We start from the raw sequence: 21,704 nt of genomic DNA, 5'->3' as shown, positions 1-21,704 counted from the left end.
TCAAAAAACTCTTTTAAGTGTGACCAATTTCACTTACAATAGATTTTGTGGAAGAAATTGTTACAAAGTTGTTGAAAATAGAAATGTAAGGGGAGCGGAGTTAATGTTAGGTAAAAGTTTTAATAAAGACGATAGTCAGCCGGTACATACATTAGACAGCTCTTATTTTGAAAAAATGCGTGGCAATCAAAAGAGTGAGTCGAGGATTGCGTTAACGGATAACATTATTGCAACGACAGGTGGTTTGATTGCGATCATTGTGTTAAGTTTTATTGCAATTCCGTTGGGTTATCCGATGGTGCTTGGTCCGATGGGGGCGAGTGCGTTACTTGTGTTTGTTGCGTATGCTGGACCGTTTTCGCAGCCGCGTCATATTTTTGGTGGGCATTTGTTGTCAACGTTGACGGCGCTTGCGGTTTGGGATTTGTTTGGTCGGACGCATATTACGATTGGGATTACGCTTGCTCTTGTGTTATTTTTAATGATTTTTGCTAAAGTGTTGCATCCGCCTGCGGCTGCAAGTGCGATTGTTGCGATTAATACTGAGGTTGGTTGGGGCTTTTTAGTGACGACGATGATTTGTGCGCTTGTGTTAATTGCGATTTCAGTGGTTTATAATAACTTTTTTAAAGATCGGCAATATCCGAAGCAGTGGATCTAGGGGTAATAGATATATGAATAAAGTGAAGTCAGCATTTCGGTGCTGGCTTTTTCTTTTGTAAAAGAATCTTCCTATCTCGAATATGGGGAATGATTTTATCCGCTTGATCCTGAGCGTGTAGTCAATTCTGATCGCTTACGAAAGCCAAAAAGCAGGCTTTCGACGTTCTCGTCATTGTCTCCACTATGTCGGCTAACGCCGCCGCAAACGGTTAGCACCGTTTGGGGGCTTGCTAGTGGAAATACCATTATTCATTAGTAATAAAATTAATTGGGTTTACCGGAAAATGTGACTCTTGAGGACATTATGAGGGAGCTTTATGTAAGATCAAAAATTGATAAATGTATTCAAGAATTAAACGCTGGAAAAGCTATTTCTCATGATGAAGTTAAGGAGAAATTAGATATTGGTAGGAATTTTAAAGATATAAACCAATAAACATCATGGCTATGGACTAATGGCTGTGGTGTTATTTTTTTGTTGGAATAGAGACTAAACAGGATGAAGGTGACCCAACAATCGACTTCAGTAACTATAGGTTTGCCCCTGATGACCACAAAATACAAGCCCGCAGGAACAACTGCTTTGAATTGTTGTTTTTGTGGGCTTTTATTGTGACTGAAAAACCATGTTAGAAAAGATGACACAAAAGAAGAAATATTCAGTTTTCTGCTTTAAGATAAGAATCGTGATAGAGAAATTAACGCATTAAACAACATAGAGAAACCAAATGAGAACAATCAAATCATTTATAAGGGTGGGTTACATGTTTACAGAAACGCTGGAAGCACTCAACAAGATGGCTCTAACAAAGAAGAAGTTACTTGAGGCTAGTATTTTTAAGTACGTTCTTGCCGCTTGTTTGGCGGGAGCTTATGTCGGGCTAGGGATTGTGTTGATTTTTTCAGTGGGAGCACCGCTTGCTGACATCTCATCACCAATCACATCGCTTTTGATGGGCGTATCCTTTGCGGTTGCACTTATCCTCGTCATTTTTGCGGGGGCGGAGCTTTTTACTGGTAATAACATGGTTTATACCGTGAGTACGCTCTCGGGGGTGACAACCTGGCGAGATACAATCGTCAATTGGTTCTGGTGTTACCTCGGAAATTTGATCGGGGCAGCGGCTTTAGTTTTACTTATTTTCGGGTCTGGGATTTTTTCAGGCATTGGTGGCAGTCATTTGTTAATGACAACGGCTGAAACGAAAATGAGTGCCGGAACGCTAGAGTTATTCATTCGTGGAATTTTATGTAACTGGCTCGTTTGTCTCGCGATTTGGACCGGGTTGAGGACAAAAAATGATGCCGCTAAATTGATTTTAATCTTTTGGATGTTATTTGCCTTTATTGCTTCAGGTTACGAGCATAGCATTGCCAACATGACTGTACTTGGGTTAGCCCTTGTGCACCCAGGGCCAGAGACGATTACGATTGCAGGATTCTTTCATAACTTAATTCCGGTCACGCTCGGAAATATTGTTGGAGGTGGACTTTTTGTAGGGGGGGTATATTGGCTGATTCAACCACAAAAACGTGAGCAAGAACAAGCAAAAAAAGATGTTGTCGTTTCGCAAATCAATGCTTCTGCTAAATAAGGTTAATTTTTAAAAGGGAGAGGATTTAATCATGAGAGAGAAACTAGTACTTATCGGGAATGGAATGGCTGGCATTCGAACGCTTGAAGAGATTATGAAAATAGATAAAGATCGTTTTGAAATTACCGTGTTTGGTGAGGAACCGTATCCGAATTACAACCGAATTATGTTATCGAAAGTGTTGCAAGGGGATACGAGCGTCGATGATATCGTTTTAAATGATTACGTTTGGTATGCAGAAAATCAAATTGAATTACATACCGGTGATCCAGTTGTCAAAGTCGATACGAAAAAGCAGGTTGTTTATAGCGAGAATGGGATTAAGCGTCCGTATGATAAGTTGATCTTTGCGACAGGTTCAAATCCATTTATGCTGCCACTACCAGGGGCAGACAAAGAAGGTGTGATCGCCTTCCGGAACATTAAAGATACGGAAACGATGATTGAGGCAGCAAAATCATACAAAAAGGCAGCTGTGATCGGTGGGGGGTTACTCGGACTTGAAGCTGCGCGTGGCCTCTTGAACTTAAATATGGAGGTTGATGTCATTCATATCTCTGACTATTTAATGGAACGTCAGCTTGATGCGCAATCTGGTAAGATGCTTCGTCAAGAGCTTGAGTCACAAGGAATGAATTTTTTATTAGAAAAGAATACAGACAGCATTGTCGGTAATAAACGAGTCGAGGGTCTTCGTTTCAAAGACGGCACGAGTATTGATGCCGATCTTGTCGTGATGGCGGTTGGGATTAAGCCGAACATTGATCTAGCTAAAAAGAGTGGGCTAAAAGCAGAACGTGCGATTCTCGTTGATGATTATATGCAAACGAGTGCGAAAAACGTCTATGCCGTTGGTGAATGTGCCGAACACCGTGGGATCGCGTACGGCCTTGTTGCACCACTCTATGAACAAGGAAAAGTGTTAGCGGAGCACATCTGCGCAGAAGAACCATCAACAGTTCCAGGTTATCAAGGCTCTGTCGTCTATACACAGTTAAAAGTTTCAGGTGTGGATGTGTTCTCAGCTGGTAAGTTTGTCGACGGCGAAAACACGAAAGCGATCCGTGTTCATGATGAGTTTGAAGGTGTTTATAAAAAGGTTGTTGTGGAAGGTGACAAAGTGGTCGGGGCGATTCTCTTCGGTGATACGTCTGATTCACCGCGACTGTTACAAATGATGAGAGATGGTCAAGACGTTTCAGAGATGGATAAAGTGGCGATCCTTCCATCAGAAGCGGAGGGTGGTTCAAAAGAAAGTCCAGTCGTTGCGATGGCTGATAGTGAAATCATCTGTGGATGTAATGGTGTCTCTAAAGGTGCGATTTGTTCAGCGATTACCGATCAAGGCTTATCGACGGTTGAAGAAGTGAAGCAGTGCACAAATGCCTCGCGTTCATGTGGCGGCTGTAAACCATTAGTCGCTGATCTACTAGAGCTGACAACAGGGGCAGAAGTAGCAAATGCGAAAGAGCCAATGTGTGGCTGTACCGATCACTCTCATGAAGAAGTGGTTGAGCAAATTCGTGAGCTCGGTCTATCGCACCGACGCGAAGTGATGAATGTCCTTGGTTGGGAATCAGATGAAGGCTGCTCGAAATGTCGGCCGGCGATTAACTATTACTTGAAAATGGTGGATCCAATTAACAATGAAGATGATCACACGTCACGATTTGTGAATGAACGTCTGCATGCCAACATCAACCATAATGGTACGTTTACCGTTGTACCGAGAATGTATGGCGGGGTCACAAACGCAGATCAATTACGTAAGATTGCTGATGTTGCCGAAAAATATGAGGTCCCACTTTTAAAAGTCACCGGTGGTCAGCGTATTGACTTGTTCGGTGTTGAGAAGGAAGATTTGCCGAATGTATGGGAAGATCTTGGAATGAGATCAGGTTCTGCCTATGCAAAAGCGTTACGTACGGTGAAAACATGTGTTGGTGAACAGTTCTGTCGCTTTGGCACACAAGATTCAATCGGTTTAGGGATTGAGCTTGAGAAAAAATTTGAATACATTAACACCCCTCATAAAGTAAAAATGGCTGTATCCGCTTGTCCGCGAAATTGTGCGGAATCAGGCATCAAAGACTTCGGTGTTGTCGGTGTTGACGGTGGCTGGGAGCTTTATGTCGGCGGTAATGGTGGGGTCGACCTCCGCGGTGGTGACCTGTTCGTTAAAGTTGAAACGAAGGAAGAGATCATTGATACGATCAGTGCCTTTATGCAGTACTACAGAGAGAATGCTCGTTACCTTGAGCGTACGTCACATTTCATTGAACGCGTCGGCTTAGATCATATGAAGAAAGTGATTTTGGAAGATGAACAAGGGCGTAAAGCGTTAATCGAACGGATGGAGGTCGCGTTATCCACAGGGAAAGACCCGTGGAAAGAGATTGTGGATAGTGAAGAGAAGAAAAAGGAATTGTTTGAAAAGAAATCGGTTGAAGTATAAAAAGGGGGATGATGAGCTTGGGTAAAGTCGGAAGTGCAAAAAGAATAGAGGTTGCAAAGGTAGAAGATTTAGCGGTTGGGGTCGGTAAGCGGGTAGAACTTCAGGATGAGAAGATCGCGCTGTTCCGCCTAAACGATGATCGCGTGCATGCCGTGCAGAATAGTTGTCCACATAAGCAGGGGCCATTGTCTGAGGGGATCGTCAGTGGTGATCACGTCTTTTGCCCGCTCCACGACTGGAAAATTGATGTGACAGATGGAATGGTGCAAGCACCCGATGAAGGCTGCGTGAAACGCTATGACGTTGAAGTGGAGAATGGTACCGTGTATATCGTGAAGTAAGAGGGTAGGGTGCCAGGCACCATGTAATGGTGCCTGGCACCTTTGTATTTAAAAGTGGTGATATTGGGAACATTAGGTAGTATGATCCTTAAAATGGTAGGAGAGTATTGAATGAGGACTCAAGACCAATATGAAATCACCGCTTTCGAAATGACGATTTCCGTCATTTCACTTATTTTTGGTGTCGGGATTTTATTTCAGCCGTCAAGCTTAGCTAATGCGCTCGAGACTCCTGATGGGTGGATGTCACTCATTGTAACAGGGGTAATCTCGATGGGACTGGTATCGATTTATAGTCGATTGCAAAAATCGTTCCCGGGCAAAAGTTTATTTCAATACATTGAAAGTGGCATAACCGCAAAGATCGGTGTAACCTTCGTCGGAGCTGCCTTTATTATCTATTTTATTCTTGTTATGGCTTTTCAAGGCCGTATTTTTGCTGTTGCCATACAGATGTTTTTATTATACAAAACGCCAACAGAAGTGATTGTAGCTGTTTTATTACTTATGATTACTTACGCTGAAACGAAGGGATTGCAAGGGATTGTCCACCTTAACTTATTATTTACCCCGATTATCTTAGTTGTGTTAACGGTCGTCCTGTTTTCAAGTGTGGGGCTAGGCGATTTAGATGTAAACCTTCCGATTATGAGAGAGGGATTCACCCCGATTTTACTAGGGATTATGCCAAGTTTTTATACCTTGATTGGGTTTTTGTTGATTTTTTTCTTTATGGGGAAAATGAAGGCATCGACTATTAAAGCGACTCCAATCAATATTGCATTGGCAGTTGTCGTCTTGATTCAAGCTTTTTTTGTGATCTTCGTTCAATCTACCTTAGGGTTTGAATCCACAAAAACACTCGTTTTTCCGGCGATAGGATTAGTTAAGGAAATTGAAATTCCTGGCCAATTCTTTGAGCGGACCGAGTCACTATTTTTAACAATATGGGTCATAAGTGTGTTTACTTCCATGGCGATGAACCTTTGGATGACACTTTATCTTTTGCGTAGCTACTATTTCAAAAGAAAAAGATCAAGGTGGCTTACGCCTGCAGTTATTTTTATAACATATATTGTAACCTTTTTGCCTGTAACCGTTGAAGATACGTTTCAGTTAGGGGAATGGAGTGGCATCGTAGGTGTTGTAGCTGTCAGTCTAGCCTTTATATTTGCATTCATCACGTATAGGGGTGCCAGGCACCATAACCGTGGTGCCTGACACCCCTATTTCTTATATCGTCCACTTGTCATTTACGAGGGCAACGACTTTCCATATGCCGTTTTGGTCTTGTTCTAAAACAATATTTAAGCTAGCCCAATCCATGCCAGCGTATTCCTCTGAGCCTTCGAGATGGTATTCAACAACTGATGCTTGTGGATAAACTTCTTTAATATTGTTGATCATGTTACCGCGCTGGTGCTCTTCATCAATGAGAATATCGTCAGCTTGTTGAAAGTCCCGTTCATAAAGGATATCATCCACATATTGGCTTGCCGTCATTTCAATCGGCTCCCCACTGCCATCAAAATATCCCCACAGATAGAGAGTGTCATCACTTCCCAAGGTAGCGATATTTTCTTGTTCGAATACTAGGGCATCTTCATTGACATAAACATAAGGTGAGAACAACAGCCCTTTATCAAGGTCAACATGGTTGGCTAATGTTTCAAAGTCGCGGGCTGCGATTGTATCAACGACGACCTCTGCCGTTTCTTCGACTGTGAGCGGTTCGCTTAATTCGGTTGATTCAATGTCATAGACTTTCCAGCTGTTATTCTCCCATCTCGCATGAAACGCCATTTCAACATGGCCAATGAGTTCGCTTTGGTGTTCTTGAATGATTCGATAATGACCATCGTTGACTTGCTCAATTGTAAATTCCTCTTCAGGGTCGAGCCAAATCGGGCTTTCGGTTGCGACAATGTACAAGTCGCTATCGTCTTCGCGAATATACGAATCGGCTAACTGTTCAGCTAGTTCAAGAGACATCACTTCACTGAAATAAGAGATAACCTCTTCGCGAGAATCAAAACTTGCAAGTAAACCACTGGAGTCCGCATCATCTAACAAGCCTTCAAAGGTTTGCTTGTATCGTTGCATGACCTCAATTGCAGTTGGTTCATCAAATGCTGTAGGTTCATCTGTTTCTGGCTCTTGTTCTTCTGGGGTTGGTTCTGGTTCGAAGTTGTCTTCATCTCCATCCGTTGATCCAACAAAAGTCATGGTAACAAGTCCAATCACGATGAGAACGATGAGGCTTGCTAGGATTGTGATTAACTTTTTCATTCGTGTCATACTCCTTTCCGATTAACGATAACATTTAGTCCTTTTACAGTTTCCGTCTTTCTTCTTCTTATACAATAGACGGTTATTACCTTTAAACGTGACAGTTAAACTGAAAAAAATGTGGTGCCAAAAATGTGGTGCCTGGCACCTATAAGGTGAGGCACCACATAAGGTGAGAGTGGCGGAGTCGCTCGACCCTTGCCGTGGAAGCAATGGATGTGTGCTTATGCAAGCCGAGACCAGGTTTGCCCCGCACTCATCCATTGTTCCACTACGTCGACTATCGTCGCCCCAAACAGCTTGGCTGTTTGGGGTCTCGCTATCTGGAGGTTCGTTCTTTCTTTTAACTCTAACTGGTGCCTGGCACCACATGCTGGGTGCCAGGCACCTATGAGCGGTTCAACTAACCACGGGTAGCACCTTGTCATCTATGGTAATATTTGGTTGAATGGAAGTGGGAGATTACTAGTTTATAACTAAAATGAAATGGGGAATGATGATGGATTTTAAAGAAGTCATTAACTCGAGACGTGAAGTTACTCAATTCCTTGACAAGCGAATTCCAAAACAAACGATCGATGAGATCCTCCAAGTCGGCTTACTGGTTCCAACAGGCAATCATTTACGCTCACGAGAATTTATCGTCGTTCAGGAGCAAAGCAAATTAACTCATCTTGCAAAAACAACGCCATTTATGCCGTGGTTAGAGGATGCGAAGCTTGGAATTGTCATTACTGGGCGGCCGGATGTTAGTAAGTATTGGCTTCAAGATGCCTCGATTGCTAGCGGACACCTTTGGTTAGCGGCAGTTAATGCTGGGCTCGGTTGTGCCTTTGGTGCCGTCTTAAATACGACCGATGACGTAGAATCAAATGAACGTGAGACGTATGTCAGAAAAGCACTATCAATTCCTGATGACCGGCGTGTGCTTGCGATTTTAGGAATCGGTTATGAGGCCGAACCTCCAAGTGCAAAACAGCCGCATGAGTGGGATGAGATCATTCACTACGAAACCTTTTCAACGAATTAATAGAGGAGTGGTCGTATGAAGGAGGCCGTCGGGTCTTGTGTTAACTGTGGGAAAACCGTTTTTTGTGAAAATGGGTTTTTAGCCGGGGCTGTTGCTGATGACAAACGCCTCTACTGCTTTTCGTGTCTAGAAGAAGAGAGTGATGACCAAGATTAACATACATGGGTTGTGTCTGTTTCTCCTGCGTTCAGAAAACGATCACAAGGGTGTCTTGCCCCCTTTTTAAAAAGCAGGCAAGAATGTCGAAACTTTTCTTGCATTCTGCTACACTAAAGAAAAAACTAGCTTATCGGAGTATGTCAGTTAGACAGGAAGGAGACTGGCAGTTAGAATGATAGATCTTTTGTTAGCACTCTTGCTTCCTTTTTTACTAATGGTTGCGGTAACACGAGTCACGTTCAGTGTCTATGGGGCGCTGATTGTAACTGCAATGGTGATGTTATTTGCGTTTGATCTTTATCAAAAAAGCATCATCGTTATCATCATTAGCATCATTTCGCTTGTGGGTGGCTGGTTTGCTGCACGGAAGCTGTTAAAAAAGAAGCCGGGGATGTAAGGAGGCGTCATGAACACCCTCTTTCAGTGCCCTTTGTTCTTAGGATGAGTCACCCTGTTGATTCATCTTTTTGTGTTTCTTGAGGAAAATCAGGAATGTATGTTCGTTTTTGTGATTGAAAAGGTTGGCTTTGTGGTATAATGGCAACAGAGGAATGATACGGAAAATCCATATTCGCCAATGATTGGATATAAAGGAGGGGTTTCGGTCGTGAGTCAGACGTTTGAACTTGTTTCGGCTTATGAACCACAAGGTGATCAGCCGCGAGCGATTGAACAATTGGTTGAAGGGATTGGAGCGAAGAAAACACACCAAACGTTACTAGGAGCAACGGGTACAGGGAAGACATTTACCGTCTCAAATGTGATCAAGGAAGTCAATAAACCGACATTAGTGATCGCTCATAATAAGACGCTCGCTGGACAATTGTACAGTGAGTTTAAAGAATTTTTTCCAAACAATGCGGTTGAATACTTTGTCAGTTACTATGACTATTATCAGCCAGAAGCGTACATACCGCAATCGGATACGTTTATTGAAAAGGATGCAAGTATCAATGATGAAATTGATAAGTTGCGCCACTCGGCAACAAGTGCATTATTTGAGCGTAATGACGTGATTATTGTTGCCAGTGTGTCGTGCATTTACGGTTTAGGTTCGCCGGAAGAGTATCGTGATCTTGTGCTCTCCTTGCGTATCGGCATGGAGCGCGAGCGCAATGATTTGCTACGTGAGCTCGTTGATATTCAATATGATCGTAATGATATCAATTTTACGCGTGGGACGTTTCGCGTGCGCGGTGATGTTGTTGAAATTTTCCCAGCATCACGCGATGAACACTGCATCCGTGTGGAATTTTTCGGTGATGAAATTGATCGAATTACTGAAGTAGATGCACTGACGGGCGAAGTATTAGGAGAGCGCAATCATGTCGCGATCTTCCCAGCATCCCACTTCGTCACGCGTGAGGAAAAAATGAAAAAAGCGATCAAGTCGATTGAGGCAGAGCTTGAAGAGCGACTAAAAGAACTAAATGATGCGGGTAAGCTTCTTGAGGCACAACGACTTGAGCAGCGCACGCGCTATGACATTGAAATGATGCAGGAGATGGGTTTTTGCTCAGGGATCGAAAACTATTCCCGCCATTTAACGCTTCGTGAGGCAGGGGCGACACCATATACACTCCTCGATTTCTTCCCAGACGATTTTCTGCTTGTTGTTGATGAGTCGCATGTAACGCTCCCGCAAGTACGCGGCATGTACAATGGTGACCAAGCTCGTAAGCAAGTGCTTGTCGATCATGGCTTCCGCTTGCCATCCGCAAAAGACAACCGTCCACTTCAATTTGAGGAGTTTGAAAAGCACATTAATCAAGCGATCTACGTGTCAGCAACGCCTGGGCCATATGAGCTTGAGAAAACGCCGAAAATGGTCGAACAAATTATTCGTCCAACCGGATTGCTTGATCCGACGATTGACGTGCGTCCAATTGAAGGACAAATTGATGATTTAATTGGCGAAATTAATGAGCGTGTGGAGCGTAATGAACGCGTGCTTGTGACCACATTAACGAAAAAGATGTCTGAGGACTTGACCGATTATTTAAAAGAGCTTGGGGTCAAAGTCAGTTATTTGCATTCAGAAGTGAAGACGCTTGAGCGGATTGAGATTGTCCGCCAACTACGGCTTGGGACGTTTGATGTACTTGTTGGGATTAACTTGCTACGAGAAGGGCTCGATATTCCGGAAGTTTCACTTGTTGCGATTTTAGATGCGGATAAGGAAGGGTTCTTACGTGCGGAGCGCTCGCTCATTCAGACGATGGGTCGTGCTGCCCGAAATGCCAATGGCCACGTCATTATGTATGCTGACAAGGTGACAAAATCGATGGATATTGCGATCAAAGAAACGACAAGACGTCGTGAGATCCAAACGGCTTATAACGAAGAGCACGGAATTACTCCGAAAACGATCGAGAAGAAAGTGCCTGAGTTGATCCAAGCGACACAGGTCGCTGAAGAAGACGGCGATTATAAGGTGCCAGCCGTAACGAAGATGGACAAGAAGGAACGCGAAGTTGTCATCGAGAATCTTGAAAAAGAAATGAAGGAAGCGGCGAAGGACTTAAACTTTGAACGCGCAGCTGAGTTGCGTGACTTATTATTAGAGTTAAAAGCGGAAGGATGACCGATAGATGTCTTTAGAAAATATCGTAGTACAAGGGGCTCGTTCGCACAATTTAAAAAATGTCGATGTGACGATTCCTCGTGATCAGCTCGTGGTAATTACTGGTTTGTCAGGCTCGGGCAAATCGTCACTTGCATTTGATACGATTTATGCGGAAGGGCAACGTCGCTATGTTGAGTCGCTGTCAGCGTATGCACGACAATTTTTAGGACAAATGGATAAGCCAGATGTTGATGCGATTGAAGGGTTATCACCAGCGATTTCGATCGATCAAAAAACGACGAGCCGAAACCCGCGCTCAACCGTCGGTACAGTAACAGAAATCTATGATTACCTCCGTTTGTTGTTTGCACGTATCGGCCGACCGACATGTCCGAAGCATAACATCGAAATTTCGTCACAAACGATTCAGCAAATGGTTGATCGTCTGCTTGAGTATCCGGAGCGAACGAAGATGCAAATTTTAGCGCCCGTCATCTCTGGGCGTAAAGGTGAGCATGTGAAAGTGCTTGAAGATATTAAGAAGCAAGGCTTTGTCCGCGTACGCGTAGATGGTGAGATGCGTGAAGTGTCCGAAGAGATTGAGTTAGAAAAAAATAAAAAGCATAACATTGAAGTGGTTGTTGACCGTGTTGTTATTAAAGAGGGTGTTCATACGCGCCTTGCCGATTCATTAGAAACGGCGCTGAATTTATCCGGTGGCCGTGTCATCGTTGATGTGATTGGTGATGAAGAACTTCTCTTTAGTCAACACCACGCTTGTCCGCAATGTGGTTTTTCAATCGGTGAGCTTGAGCCACGAATGTTTTCGTTTAACAGTCCATTTGGGGCTTGTCAAAAGTGTGATGGTCTGGGAACAAAGCTTGAGGTTGACATCGACCTCGTCATTCCGGACCGCACGAAGACGTTGCGAGAGCATGCGATTGCAGCCTGGGAGCCGACGAAATCGCAATATTACCCGCAACTATTAGCATCGGTTTGTGAACACTTTAATATCGATATGGACACTCCGGTCGAAAACATTCCTGAGCATCAGCTTGACCATATTTTGTATGGCGCCCCGACGGAATTGATTTATTTTCGTTATGAAAATGAATTTGGTCAAGTTCGTGAAAATAAAATTATCTTTGAAGGTGTTGTTAATAATATTGCTAGACGGTATCGCGAAACAGGTTCCGATTACATTCGTGAGCAAATGGAGTCGTATATGACCGAAAAGCCATGCCCAACGTGTAAAGGTAACCGGCTAAAAAAAGAAAGCTTGGCGGTACTCATTAATGGGAAACATATTGGTGATACGACAAAGTTTTCGGTAAAAGATGCGAAACGCTTTTTTGAATCGTTAATGCTGACAGATAAAGAAGTGGAAATTGCTCGGCTGATCTTAAAAGAAATTGAAGACCGCCTCGGTTTTCTCATGAATGTCGGTCTCGATTATTTAACGTTAAGCCGCTCAGCCGGAACACTCTCTGGAGGTGAAGCACAGCGGATTCGTTTAGCGACTCAAATTGGGTCGTCGTTAATGGGGGTTGTCTACATTTTAGATGAGCCTTCAATTGGGTTGCATCAGCGTGATAACGACCGCTTGATTAAGACACTTGAACATATGCGTGATTTAGGAAATACGCTGCTTGTTGTGGAACATGATGAAGATACGATGCTAGCCGCTGATTACTTAATCGATATTGGACCAGGTGCAGGGATTCATGGCGGTCAGATTACCGCGCAAGGAACACCAGCTGAAATTGAAGCTGATGACAACTCACTAACAGGTCAATATTTATCAGGGAAAAAGTTTATCCCGATTCCTTCTGAGCGCCGCGAGCTAACCGATCGCAAACTGCAAATAAAGGGAGCCAAAGAAAATAACCTACATTCGGTGAATGTTGATATCCCTCTTGGCGTCTTTTGTGCGGTTACCGGTGTGTCTGGTTCAGGGAAAAGTACCTTGATTAACGATATTTTATATCGAAGTCTTGCAAGTAAGATTTATCGCAGTAAAGAAAAACCAGGTCAACATAAAGAGATCAAAGGGATTGACCTGATTGATAAAGTCATCGATATTGATCAGTCAGCGATTGGGCGCACACCGCGTTCTAATCCAGCGACGTATACAGGTGTGTTTGATGACATCCGTGATGTGTTTGCGATGACGAATGAAGCGAAGGTCCGTGGCTATAAAAAAGGGCGTTTTAGCTTTAATGTTAAAGGTGGCCGTTGTGAAGCGTGCCGTGGGGATGGAATTATAAAAATTGAAATGCACTTTTTGCCGGATGTTTATGTGCCGTGCGAAGTGTGTGAAGGGAAACGCTATAATCGCGAGACACTTGAGATCACGTATAAAGGCAAGACAATTTCAGACGTGCTTGAGATGACAGTTGAAGAAGGCTTGGAATTTTTTGCGAACATCCCGAAAATCAAGCGGAAAATTCAAACGCTATTTGATGTCGGATTAGGCTATATTACGCTTGGGCAGCCGGCAACAACGCTGTCAGGTGGTGAAGCGCAACGCGTGAAGCTAGCGGCTCAGCTTCATAAACGCTCGACTGGGAAGACACTCTATATTTTAGATGAGCCAACAACAGGGCTTCATGTCGATGATATTGCTCGTTTATTAGATGTTCTGCAGCGCCTTGTTGATAACGGTGATACTGTACTTGTGATTGAACATAACCTAGATGTGATCAAAACAGTTGACCATATTATCGATTTAGGTCCTGAGGGTGGCGATAAGGGTGGTAGGATTGTTGCCACAGGGACACCTGAAGCGGTCGCAGATGTAGAGGGTTCCTATACGGGACAGTATTTAAAGCCAATATTAACGCGTGATCGCGAACGGATGGAGGAAAAAATCCGCCAGCAAGAAACAGTATCGGAAACTTCGTAGCAAGACCGCTAAATGTTTACTCTAGCAAAGGGGGAGATCACCATCGAAGAGCGGAAAATGATTTTAAAAATGATTGAGGACGGAAAGATCACAGCAGACGAAGGCTTGAAATTGCTTGAAGCCCTGCAAAAGGATGACAACAAAGATGAGCCAAAGGCAGAGGTGGAAGAAGAGAAAGCGACTGAATCAACAGATACTCAAGTATCAAAGGTTGTTGACTGGGAAAAAGGAAATGACTATAAAAAGACCTACAAACAACCGTCAGGGACAACGAAATTTACCGATTTTATAGAAAGTGCAATCCAAAAAATTAAGGAGTTTGATCTAGACTTTAATTTTGGTTCACATATAGAGGTTGACCATATTTTTCAGCATCAAAACTTTTCGCAAGCACATATCGATGTCTCCCTAGAAAATGGCTCCTTAAATGTCGTCCCTTGGTCTTCCCCTGATGTTCGGATCGAATGCAAAGCGAAGGTGTACAGAGTCAAGGATGTCGAGGAGGCGCGTCAAGTCTTTTTGCGTGAGACAACGTTTGAACCCGGTGAAGAGAAGCTCCGTTTTGCGACGAAGGTAAAATCGATTAAAGTTAATGCTGTCATGTACATTCCAGAGCAACAGTATCAAAACATTAAGCTTTATACGTTTAATGGCCAAATTGACGGGGAAAAGATCACGAGTGAAGCTTTTGATGTAAAAACAGTCAATGGCAGTATTTCAATCGAGCGAGCTGAAGTAACAAAGATGTATGCGGAAACCGTTCATGGACCGATTTCACTGACGGGCAGTCGTGTAGAACGCTGTGAGGCAAAAACGATGAATGGTGCGGTTGATCTTGAAGGTAAAATGATCAATACCGATGTTGAAACCGTTAATGGTACGATTACGTATGAATTAACAAACACCGACAAACCGTGCTACTTGGATGTAAAGGCAACAACAGGAAGTATTCGTTTAACGTTACCGGATAACCTAAAAACAGAAGGGAAGTTAAAAACCAATGTTGGTGGCTTCTCCTGTGAGCTTCCAAACCTAGAAGTCATTGAAGAAAAGAAAGAATTTGCACAAAAGATCATGTCATTTGTATCAAATAAAGAGGCTGAAACGAAGATGACAATTACTGCTGATACGAAAACAGGATCGATTTCACTGAGGACGCAATAAATGAATTCAGAAAAGGAGGCTGTACGTAATGAAACGGTTATACCGCACGCAAGATGATCGCAAATTAGCCGGCGTTTGTGGGGGCATTGCTCGTTATTTTAATATGGACCCTACGATTTTGCGGATCATTATCATTGTTTTAGCGTTAGTCACGGGCTTTTTCCCGTTTGTGATTGGCTACATTGCGGCGATTTTTATCGTGCCGAATGAAGAGGATGTCGTGTAACAATGGGCTGGTTGCTGCATGTTGGGGTTTACACGGTTGTGCTAATGGTTGTGGCTGGATATGTTCCGGCCTTTCATTTGTCTGGATTTGGAGCGGCGCTTGTTGCTAGTTTGTTATTGTCGGTGATTAATTTGTTTATTAAGCCGATTTTGGTGATTTTAACGTTGCCGGTGACGTTTTTTTCGTTAGGTTTGTTTTTGTTTGTGATTAATGCGTTGTTATTGATGTTGACGGCTTGGATTATGGGTGATGCGTTTGTGATTGATAGTTTTTGGTGGGCGTTGCTTGCTTCTGTGGTTATTGCAATTTTAAATTTATTAATTCAGTCGTTTATTATTAATCCGATGCGGAAAAGGTGAGGCTTCTTTCAGGTGTGAGAGAAGCTTTTTTCTTGTTGCAGGGAATTATGGGCTTAATCGATAGTAGAAAGTTGTTACCTATGGATGAGTGGAGTCGCTCGATCCCGGTCGGTTAGTCAATTTTGAGCTCTTATGAAAGCCAAGATCAGGCTTTCAACGTGCTCTGCATTGTCTCCCCTACGCCGACTGCCGTCGTCGCAAACGGTTAACACCGTTTGGGATCTCGCTAGCTGGGGGTGCTACTCAGTCTTTTGGTGGGGATTTACGAATGTTGGGTAAGTTGGTGATGTGGTGAGTGCCCGCTTGTGGGTCTTGCGAGTTCCTTTTAGAAGGTTCGGGGAAAAGTGCAAGGCGTATGATGAGTGGAGTCGCTCGACCCTGGCCGGGTAGTCAATTTCGTTCGCTTTTGCAAGCCGAGAGCAGGCTTGCGTCGCTCACTGCATTGCCTTCCCTACGCCGACTGTCGTCGTCGCAAACGGTTAGCACCGTTTGGGATCTCGCTGGCTGGGGGTGCTGCTCAGTCTTTGGGGGAGTATTTACGAATGTTGGATAGGTTGGTGACGTTTGTGAGTGCCCGCTTGTGGATTGTGGGGGTTCCTTTAAGTGCGCTTTGGGTTACTCAGGGAAGGTTTGATGGTACAAGGCGTATGGTTAGTGGAGTCGCTCGACCTTGGCCGGGTAGTCAATTTCGTTCGCTTTGCAAGCCAAGAGCAGGCTTGCGTCGCTCTCTGCATTGCCTTCCCTACGCCGACTGTCGTCGTCGCGAACAGTTGCCACCGTTCGAGGTCTCGCTTGCTGGGGGTTCTGCTCAGTCTTTTGGTGGGGATTTACGAATGGTGTGTGTGTTAATAATGGAGTGGATGCCCGCTTGGGGAGTGTGTTAGTTCCTTTAAGTTCACTATGGATGATTCGAGGAAGGTATGTTGATGCTCTTTGTCTGGTGAGTGTGGTCGCTCGACCTTGGTCGGGTAGTCAATTTCGTTCGCTTTTGCAAGCCAAGGTCGGGCTTGCGTCGCTCACTGCATTGCCTTCCCTACGCCGACTGTCGTCGTCGCGAACGGTTACACCGTTTGGATCTCGCTAGCTGGGGGTGCTGCTCAGTCTTTGGGGGAGTATTTACGAATGTTGGATAGGTTGGTGACGTTTGTGAGTGCCCGCTTGTGGATTGTGGGGGTTCCTTTAAGTGCGCTTTGGGTTACTCAGGGAAGGTTTGATGGTACAAGGCGTATGGTTAGTGGAGTCGCTCGACCTTGGCGGGTAGTCAATTTCGTTCGCTTTTGCAAGCCGAGGGCGGGCTTGCGTCGCTCACTGCATTGCCTTCCCTACGCCGACTGCCGTCGTCGCAAACGGTTAGCACCGTTTGGGGTCTCGCTAGCTGGGGGGGATTGAGTAGGATGATGCTGTGCTGCCAAGTGGACTGAGGATCCGCTATTTGGCTGAAAAAGATAATAAAATGAGGGGGAGCGGACTTTGGGTACGCTATTCTCATAAAATCATCGGAAAAAGATGTTGAAAGAGGTGAATAGCGGAATGAGTGTCCGAATGAAGAGCTCCAACGTTCGTTTTAGGTGAAATAAGGGATCGAGAGTCCGCTGATGAGAGGAAGTGGACTGAGAATCCGCTATATAGCTGATCCACAACGAACGCCGATTCACTAGTTCGCCTTTGAACCCTGCCCTTGCTCCTTCGAAAAAGGTCATCAAGAAGCGGTTGTCGCGTTAGTGTGATAAATCATGGTAAAATGGAAAAAGTGTTAAGAGGTAGTGAATGTACATACTGCTTTTTGAAATTGGTTTAAACGTCCGGGGAAAGTTCGTGACGCTGATATGATATGATGATAATGGAGGTTTTCAGATGGCGAAAGTCAATGCAAATGATTTACTTGAAAAGTTTGAACTTGAACTTCTAAGTGGGGAGGAGGGCATTTATCGGCCGATCACCACGATTGATATATCTAGGCCCGGGATTGAGATGGCTGGATTTTTTACATATTATCCAGCGAAACGATTGCAGCTGTTAGGGCGTACGGAGTTGTCATTTTTTCAACAGTTGACGGATCATGATAAAGTCGAGCGCATGAAAAAGCTTTGTACATATGATACTCCCGGAATTATTATTTCACGTGGACTGGAGGCACCGAAGGAATTACTCGATGCTTCGGATGAATTTGGTGTGCCGATCCTACGTTCATCATTAACGACAACACGATTGAGTAGTCGCTTGACGACATTTCTTGAAAGTAAACTCGCTCCAACGACAGCGATGCATGGCGTACTCGTTGATATTTACGGGATCGGTGTGCTGCTGACAGGGGCTAGTGGCGTTGGTAAAAGTGAAACGGCATTAGACTTAGTTCGCCGTGGTCATCGTCTCGTCGCTGATGATTCGGTTGAGATTCGCCAAGAGCATGAGAACACGCTGATTGGGCGTGCACCAGAATTGATTCAGCATTTGCTCGAAATTCGTGGACTAGGCATTATCAATGTGATGACTCTGTTTGGGGCGGGAGCGATTCGTCCGTTTAAACGGCTAGCACTCGTCATAAGCCTTGAATTGTGGGATCAGAATAAAGCCTACGATCGTCTCGGGCTAGAAGAGAATACCGTGAAAATTATTGATACAGACGTACCGAAGCTAACGATTCCAGTTCGTCCTGGACGTAACTTAGCGGTTATCGTTGAAGTGGCAGCGATGAACTTCCGCTTGAAGAGGCTTGGGATGAATGCCGCACAGCAATTCTCTGATCGACTGACAGATGTGATTGAAGAAGGAGATCGTGAAGAGTACTGATAAGCGTTTGTGCAAGAAAAGAAAAGGGAGGATAACAGATGGAGGGAATTCAACCATTAAGTCCAATTGCGTTTGAACTTGGACCGTTAACCGTTCATTGGTATGGACTTATTATCGCATTTGGGGCTTTTTTAGGGTATTTGTTAGCGACGCGAGAGTCTGTCAAACGTGGGTTACCGAAGGATACGTTTGCCGATTTATTGATTTGGGCATTGCCGATTGCGATCTTATCGGCGCGACTGTATTACGTCATTTTTCGCTGGGATTATTACGCTGCCCATCCTGAAAAGATTTTAGCGATTTGGGAAGGTGGCCTTGCGATCCATGGTGGTGTCATCGGTGGTGTGATTACGGCCTATATCTTTGCGAAACGGCGAAATATTTCTATTTGGAAGTTGCTTGATATTACGGCACCGAGTTTGTTGCTTGGTCAAGCGATCGGGCGTTGGGGGAACTTCATGAACCAAGAGGCTCATGGGGGGCCAGTGACGCGTGAATTTTTAGAAGGATTGATGTTGCCTGAGTTTATCATTAATCAAATGTACATTGATGGCGTCTACTATCATCCGACGTTTTTATATGAATCGATATGGAATATCCTTGGTGTGATTTTGTTGCTGTATTTACGACGCGTCAACTTACGACAAGGGGAAATTTTCTTAAGCTATTTAATTTGGTACTCCGTTGGGCGTTTCTTTATCGAAGGGCTACGTACGGATAGTTTAATGATTGCTGATCTCTTACGAACGGCGCAGGTGATGTCACTTGTCTTGATTATTGGTGCAATTATACTTTGGTTCTATCGCCGCCAGACAGGGCAAGCAGATAAGCGTTATTTAGACGATGAACCAAAAAAGACAAAGAAAAAGAATACAAATAAAAAGAAAAAGAAGTAGGAGAAATTAGCTAGAAAGCGGGGGACGATATGAATACGCTCAAGCGCGGTTTTCTCGTCGGCTTGCAAACGACGTGGACGCTCGGGAAAATTATCTTTCCAATTACGTTGATTGTGACGATTTTGGGCTATACGCCTGTCCTTGATTGGCTGGCACGAATGCTCACACCATTCATGGGTGTGATTGGACTGTCGGGAGAGGCGGCGATTCCGCTTGTGCTCGGAAACGTCCTCAATTTATATGCGGCGATCGGTGCGATTCTAACACTCGATTTAACCGTCAAAGAAGTGTTTATTTTAGCGGTGATGCTGTCGTTTTCTCACAATCTATTCGTAGAGTCAGCAGTTGCTGCTAAAGTCGGGGTTCGAATCTCAGTTGTACTTGCGGTTCGAATTGGGCTTGCCATCATTTCCGCATTATTGATCAATTGGTTCTGGCAAGGTGGAGGAGAGCAAGCACAATATGGTCTCGTCTCAACTGGTGGTCAGGCAGAAGTCAGTGGTTGGTTGGCGATTGCTTGGCAAGGGATTGAAAGTGCGGCATTGGGAATTTTGCAAATGGGCTTGATCGTGATTCCGATCATGATGTTCATCCAAATCGCAAAAGACCTTGGCTGGTTAGCGACCTTCTCACGCTGGATGTCGCCGTTTACGCGGTTACTTGGGATTCGAGAAAACACCTCCACAACGCTTGCTTCTGGGCTGGTGTTTGGATTAGCATTCGGAGCGGGTGTGATGATTCAAGCGGCAAAAGAAGATGGTGTTAAGAAAAAAGATCTGTACTTAGTGTTCATCTTTCTCGTTGCCTGCCATGCTGTTATTGAAGATACACTTATTTTTATTCCGTTAGGGATTCCGGTGTTGCCACTTTTACTGATTCGACTAATTACCGCAATTTTATTAACGATGCTGATAGCTTATATCTGGAACCGAGTTGAAACACGTACAGAAGTAGACAGAAAGGAAGCGACTTATGAAAATTGATACATTGCTTTTTGACTTAGATGGAACGATCATTAATACGAACGAATTGATTATCTCTTCTTTTTTACACACGTTAGATCATTATTACCCTGGTGAATATACGCGTGAAAAAGTCATTAACTTTATTGGACCGCCTTTATACGATAGCTTTAAGGAAGTCGACCCTGAACGTTTCGAGGAGATGGTTGCGATGTATCGTAAGCATAACCTCGCTAATCATGATGAGCTTGTTCAAGAGTATGAAGGTGTCTATGAAACGATTGAAGAACTTTCAAAGCGTGGCTATAAACTAGCGGTTGTCACGACGAAAAAAAGCAAGACTGCTCATATGGGCTTAAAGCTAACTGGTCTTGATAAATTTTTTGATGTTGTGATTACGATTGATGATGTCGAAAACGTAAAGCCAGATCCAGAGCCACTTGATAAAGCAATGAAACTGCTTGGCTCATCAGCGGAGACGACGATCATGGTTGGCGATAGCCAATATGACGTGCTTGGCGGTAAAAATGCGAACACGAAAACAGCAGGTGTCGCATGGACGATTAAAGGTGCTGATTACCTGAAGTCACTTGATCCGGATTATATGCTTGAGCATATGAGCGATCTCCTTGAGATTGTTGGAGAGGGCGATCAGTGAGAAAAACAAAGCGGCACCCTGTGACAGAGGCAAATTCGCTGTGGCAGATTTACAAAACCGTCCCGTTTTTTAAAGTGGTTAAAAATTTTATTGTGATCCAACTTGCCCGTTATACACCATTCATCCCAGTGAAAAACTGGTTGTATCGGACGTTTTTACGAATGAAGGTTGGCGAGCAAACGGCGGTTGCTCTTATGGTCATGATGGATGTGATGTTCCCAGAAAAAATTTCAATCGGCCGAAATACGATTATTGGCTACAATACGACGATCTTAGCTCATGAGTATTTAATTAAGGAGTATCGGTTGGGTGAAGTCAAAATTGGTGATGAAGTAATGATCGGTGCGAATACGACGATTTTACCTGGGGTGACAATTGGTGACGGAGCGATCGTGTCAGCCGGGACGCTCGTTCATAAAGATGTTCCCGCCGGCAGCTTTGTTGGTGGAAATCCAATGAAAGTGATTTATACGAAAGAAGAAATGGCTGCACGTGAAGAAGCGCAGCAGGATTTGTTAGCGGAATAAAATCGATTTCTAAATAAAGAGATCGGGACAAAACGAGTTAAATCGAGGCTGGGACAAAATGAACTGCCCCCTGTCAAGTAGACAGTGGAAATAATAAAAATGACCTAAGCGGCTTTAGC

The 21,704-nt window shown here is 44.1% G+C and carries 19 protein-coding genes; 18 read left to right on the top strand and 1 reads right to left on the bottom strand.

Annotated elements, in window-relative coordinates; all coding sequences use genetic code 11:
* Window positions 1-103: 103 nt before the first annotated feature.
* From KH400_RS18845 to KH400_RS18825, 5 genes are all read left to right on the top strand, one after another.
* Window positions 104-661 carry an HPP family protein gene (locus KH400_RS18845; protein ID WP_217227359.1) on the top strand — a complete coding sequence of 186 codons (558 nt, stop codon included), beginning with the start codon at window positions 104-106 and terminating at the stop codon, window positions 659-661.
* 766 nt (window positions 662-1,427) lie between these two features.
* On the top strand, window positions 1,428-2,258 hold the full coding sequence (locus KH400_RS18840) for a formate/nitrite transporter family protein (protein WP_217227358.1): 831 nt from the start codon (window positions 1,428-1,430) through the stop codon (window positions 2,256-2,258).
* A 28-nt stretch (window positions 2,259-2,286) separates the two neighbouring features.
* Window positions 2,287-4,713 (top strand): nitrite reductase large subunit NirB, encoded by a 2,427-nt coding sequence (nirB, locus tag KH400_RS18835; RefSeq protein ID WP_312889275.1) that lies wholly within the window; start codon window positions 2,287-2,289, stop codon window positions 4,711-4,713.
* Window positions 4,714-4,730: 17 nt separating this feature from the next.
* Window positions 4,731-5,054, top strand: a complete 324-nt coding sequence (gene nirD, locus KH400_RS18830; protein WP_246589856.1) for a nitrite reductase small subunit NirD — start codon at window positions 4,731-4,733, stop codon at window positions 5,052-5,054.
* 111 nt (window positions 5,055-5,165) lie between these two features.
* Window positions 5,166-6,275 carry a GerAB/ArcD/ProY family transporter gene (locus tag KH400_RS18825; RefSeq protein WP_217227355.1) on the top strand — a complete coding sequence of 370 codons (1,110 nt, stop codon included), beginning with the start codon at window positions 5,166-5,168 and terminating at the stop codon, window positions 6,273-6,275.
* A gap of 12 nt (window positions 6,276-6,287) precedes the next feature.
* Here KH400_RS18825 and KH400_RS18820 read toward each other — a convergent pair whose 3' ends face one another.
* A complete protein-coding gene (locus KH400_RS18820) occupies window positions 6,288-7,343 on the bottom strand; it encodes a hypothetical protein (RefSeq protein ID WP_217227352.1) in 1,056 nt (351 codons plus the stop codon).
* A gap of 493 nt (window positions 7,344-7,836) precedes the next feature.
* Here KH400_RS18820 and KH400_RS18815 point away from each other — a divergent pair, with 493 nt between their 5' ends.
* The 13 genes from KH400_RS18815 to KH400_RS18755 all read left to right on the top strand — a co-directional run bounded on the left by KH400_RS18815 (window position 7,837) and on the right by KH400_RS18755 (window position 21,585).
* Window positions 7,837-8,373: a nitroreductase family protein gene (locus tag KH400_RS18815; RefSeq protein ID WP_246589853.1), complete on the top strand. Its 537-nt coding sequence runs from the start codon at window positions 7,837-7,839 to the stop codon at window positions 8,371-8,373.
* Window positions 8,374-8,388: 15 nt separating this feature from the next.
* Window positions 8,389-8,529 (top strand): hypothetical protein, encoded by a 141-nt coding sequence (locus tag KH400_RS18810; RefSeq protein WP_217227348.1) that lies wholly within the window; start codon window positions 8,389-8,391, stop codon window positions 8,527-8,529.
* A gap of 175 nt (window positions 8,530-8,704) precedes the next feature.
* A complete protein-coding gene (locus tag KH400_RS18805) occupies window positions 8,705-8,929 on the top strand; it encodes a DUF2198 family protein (RefSeq protein WP_217227346.1) in 225 nt (74 codons plus the stop codon).
* 210 nt (window positions 8,930-9,139) lie between these two features.
* Window positions 9,140-11,116: an excinuclease ABC subunit UvrB gene (gene uvrB, locus KH400_RS18800; protein WP_217227344.1), complete on the top strand. Its 1,977-nt coding sequence runs from the start codon at window positions 9,140-9,142 to the stop codon at window positions 11,114-11,116.
* A 7-nt stretch (window positions 11,117-11,123) separates the two neighbouring features.
* Window positions 11,124-14,003: an excinuclease ABC subunit UvrA gene (gene uvrA / locus KH400_RS18795; RefSeq protein WP_217227342.1), complete on the top strand. Its 2,880-nt coding sequence runs from the start codon at window positions 11,124-11,126 to the stop codon at window positions 14,001-14,003.
* 12 nt (window positions 14,004-14,015) lie between these two features.
* Complete coding sequence (locus KH400_RS18790) at window positions 14,016-15,167, top strand: DUF4097 family beta strand repeat-containing protein (RefSeq protein ID WP_246589849.1); 1,152 nt, start codon at window positions 14,016-14,018, stop codon at window positions 15,165-15,167.
* 28 nt (window positions 15,168-15,195) lie between these two features.
* Entirely contained in the window at window positions 15,196-15,393 is a 198-nt protein-coding gene (locus tag KH400_RS18785) for a PspC domain-containing protein (RefSeq protein ID WP_217227340.1), read from the top strand.
* A 2-nt stretch (window positions 15,394-15,395) separates the two neighbouring features.
* On the top strand, window positions 15,396-15,752 hold the full coding sequence (locus tag KH400_RS18780; protein ID WP_217227338.1) for a phage holin family protein: 357 nt from the start codon (window positions 15,396-15,398) through the stop codon (window positions 15,750-15,752).
* 1,854 nt (window positions 15,753-17,606) lie between these two features.
* Complete coding sequence (gene hprK, locus KH400_RS18775) at window positions 17,607-18,542, top strand: HPr(Ser) kinase/phosphatase (RefSeq protein ID WP_217227336.1); 936 nt, start codon at window positions 17,607-17,609, stop codon at window positions 18,540-18,542.
* A 38-nt stretch (window positions 18,543-18,580) separates the two neighbouring features.
* Window positions 18,581-19,438 (top strand): prolipoprotein diacylglyceryl transferase, encoded by an 858-nt coding sequence (gene lgt / locus KH400_RS18770; RefSeq protein ID WP_217227334.1) that lies wholly within the window; start codon window positions 18,581-18,583, stop codon window positions 19,436-19,438.
* A 29-nt stretch (window positions 19,439-19,467) separates the two neighbouring features.
* Window positions 19,468-20,421, top strand: a complete 954-nt coding sequence (locus KH400_RS18765) for a nucleoside recognition domain-containing protein (RefSeq protein ID WP_217227332.1) — start codon at window positions 19,468-19,470, stop codon at window positions 20,419-20,421.
* Window positions 20,411-21,058 (top strand): pyrophosphatase PpaX, encoded by a 648-nt coding sequence (gene ppaX / locus KH400_RS18760; protein ID WP_217227330.1) that lies wholly within the window; start codon window positions 20,411-20,413, stop codon window positions 21,056-21,058. The genes KH400_RS18765 and ppaX overlap by 11 nt, the downstream gene beginning before the upstream one ends.
* Window positions 21,055-21,585, top strand: coding sequence for an acyltransferase (locus KH400_RS18755; RefSeq protein WP_217227328.1), 531 nt, complete (start codon window positions 21,055-21,057; stop codon window positions 21,583-21,585). The genes ppaX and KH400_RS18755 overlap by 4 nt, the downstream gene beginning before the upstream one ends.
* The last annotated feature ends 119 nt before the right edge of the window (window positions 21,586-21,704 follow it).

Source organism: Desertibacillus haloalkaliphilus (assembly GCF_019039105.1).
In the GTDB taxonomy this organism is placed as follows: domain Bacteria; phylum Bacillota; class Bacilli; order Bacillales; family KJ1-10-99; genus Desertibacillus; species Desertibacillus haloalkaliphilus.
The sequence above is the reverse complement of the archived record's forward strand: the minus strand, read 5'-3'. Positions and strand labels throughout refer to the sequence as shown.

Bases quoted from the DNA above. Each gene is read 5' to 3' on its own strand.
- KH400_RS18845 (WP_217227359.1), top strand. From the start codon at position 104: ATGTTAGGTAAAAGTTTTAATAAAGACGATAGTCAGCCGGTACATACA.
- KH400_RS18840 (WP_217227358.1), top strand. From the start codon at position 1,428: ATGTTTACAGAAACGCTGGAAGCACTCAACAAGATGGCTCTAACAAAG.
- uvrA (WP_217227342.1), top strand. From the start codon at position 11,124: ATGTCTTTAGAAAATATCGTAGTACAAGGGGCTCGTTCGCACAATTTA.
- hprK (WP_217227336.1), top strand. From the start codon at position 17,607: ATGGCGAAAGTCAATGCAAATGATTTACTTGAAAAGTTTGAACTTGAA.
- KH400_RS18815 (WP_246589853.1), top strand. From the start codon at position 7,837: ATGATGATGGATTTTAAAGAAGTCATTAACTCGAGACGTGAAGTTACT.
- ppaX (WP_217227330.1), top strand. From the start codon at position 20,411: ATGAAAATTGATACATTGCTTTTTGACTTAGATGGAACGATCATTAAT.
- KH400_RS18785 (WP_217227340.1), top strand. From the start codon at position 15,196: ATGAAACGGTTATACCGCACGCAAGATGATCGCAAATTAGCCGGCGTT.
- KH400_RS18825 (WP_217227355.1), top strand. From the start codon at position 5,166: ATGAGGACTCAAGACCAATATGAAATCACCGCTTTCGAAATGACGATT.
- KH400_RS18805 (WP_217227346.1), top strand. From the start codon at position 8,705: ATGATAGATCTTTTGTTAGCACTCTTGCTTCCTTTTTTACTAATGGTT.
- lgt (WP_217227334.1), top strand. From the start codon at position 18,581: ATGGAGGGAATTCAACCATTAAGTCCAATTGCGTTTGAACTTGGACCG.
- KH400_RS18810 (WP_217227348.1), top strand. From the start codon at position 8,389: ATGAAGGAGGCCGTCGGGTCTTGTGTTAACTGTGGGAAAACCGTTTTT.
- KH400_RS18820 (WP_217227352.1), bottom strand. From the start codon at position 7,343: ATGAAAAAGTTAATCACAATCCTAGCAAGCCTCATCGTTCTCATCGTG.
- KH400_RS18765 (WP_217227332.1), top strand. From the start codon at position 19,468: ATGAATACGCTCAAGCGCGGTTTTCTCGTCGGCTTGCAAACGACGTGG.
- KH400_RS18780 (WP_217227338.1), top strand. From the start codon at position 15,396: ATGGGCTGGTTGCTGCATGTTGGGGTTTACACGGTTGTGCTAATGGTT.
- KH400_RS18790 (WP_246589849.1), top strand. From the start codon at position 14,016: ATGTTTACTCTAGCAAAGGGGGAGATCACCATCGAAGAGCGGAAAATG.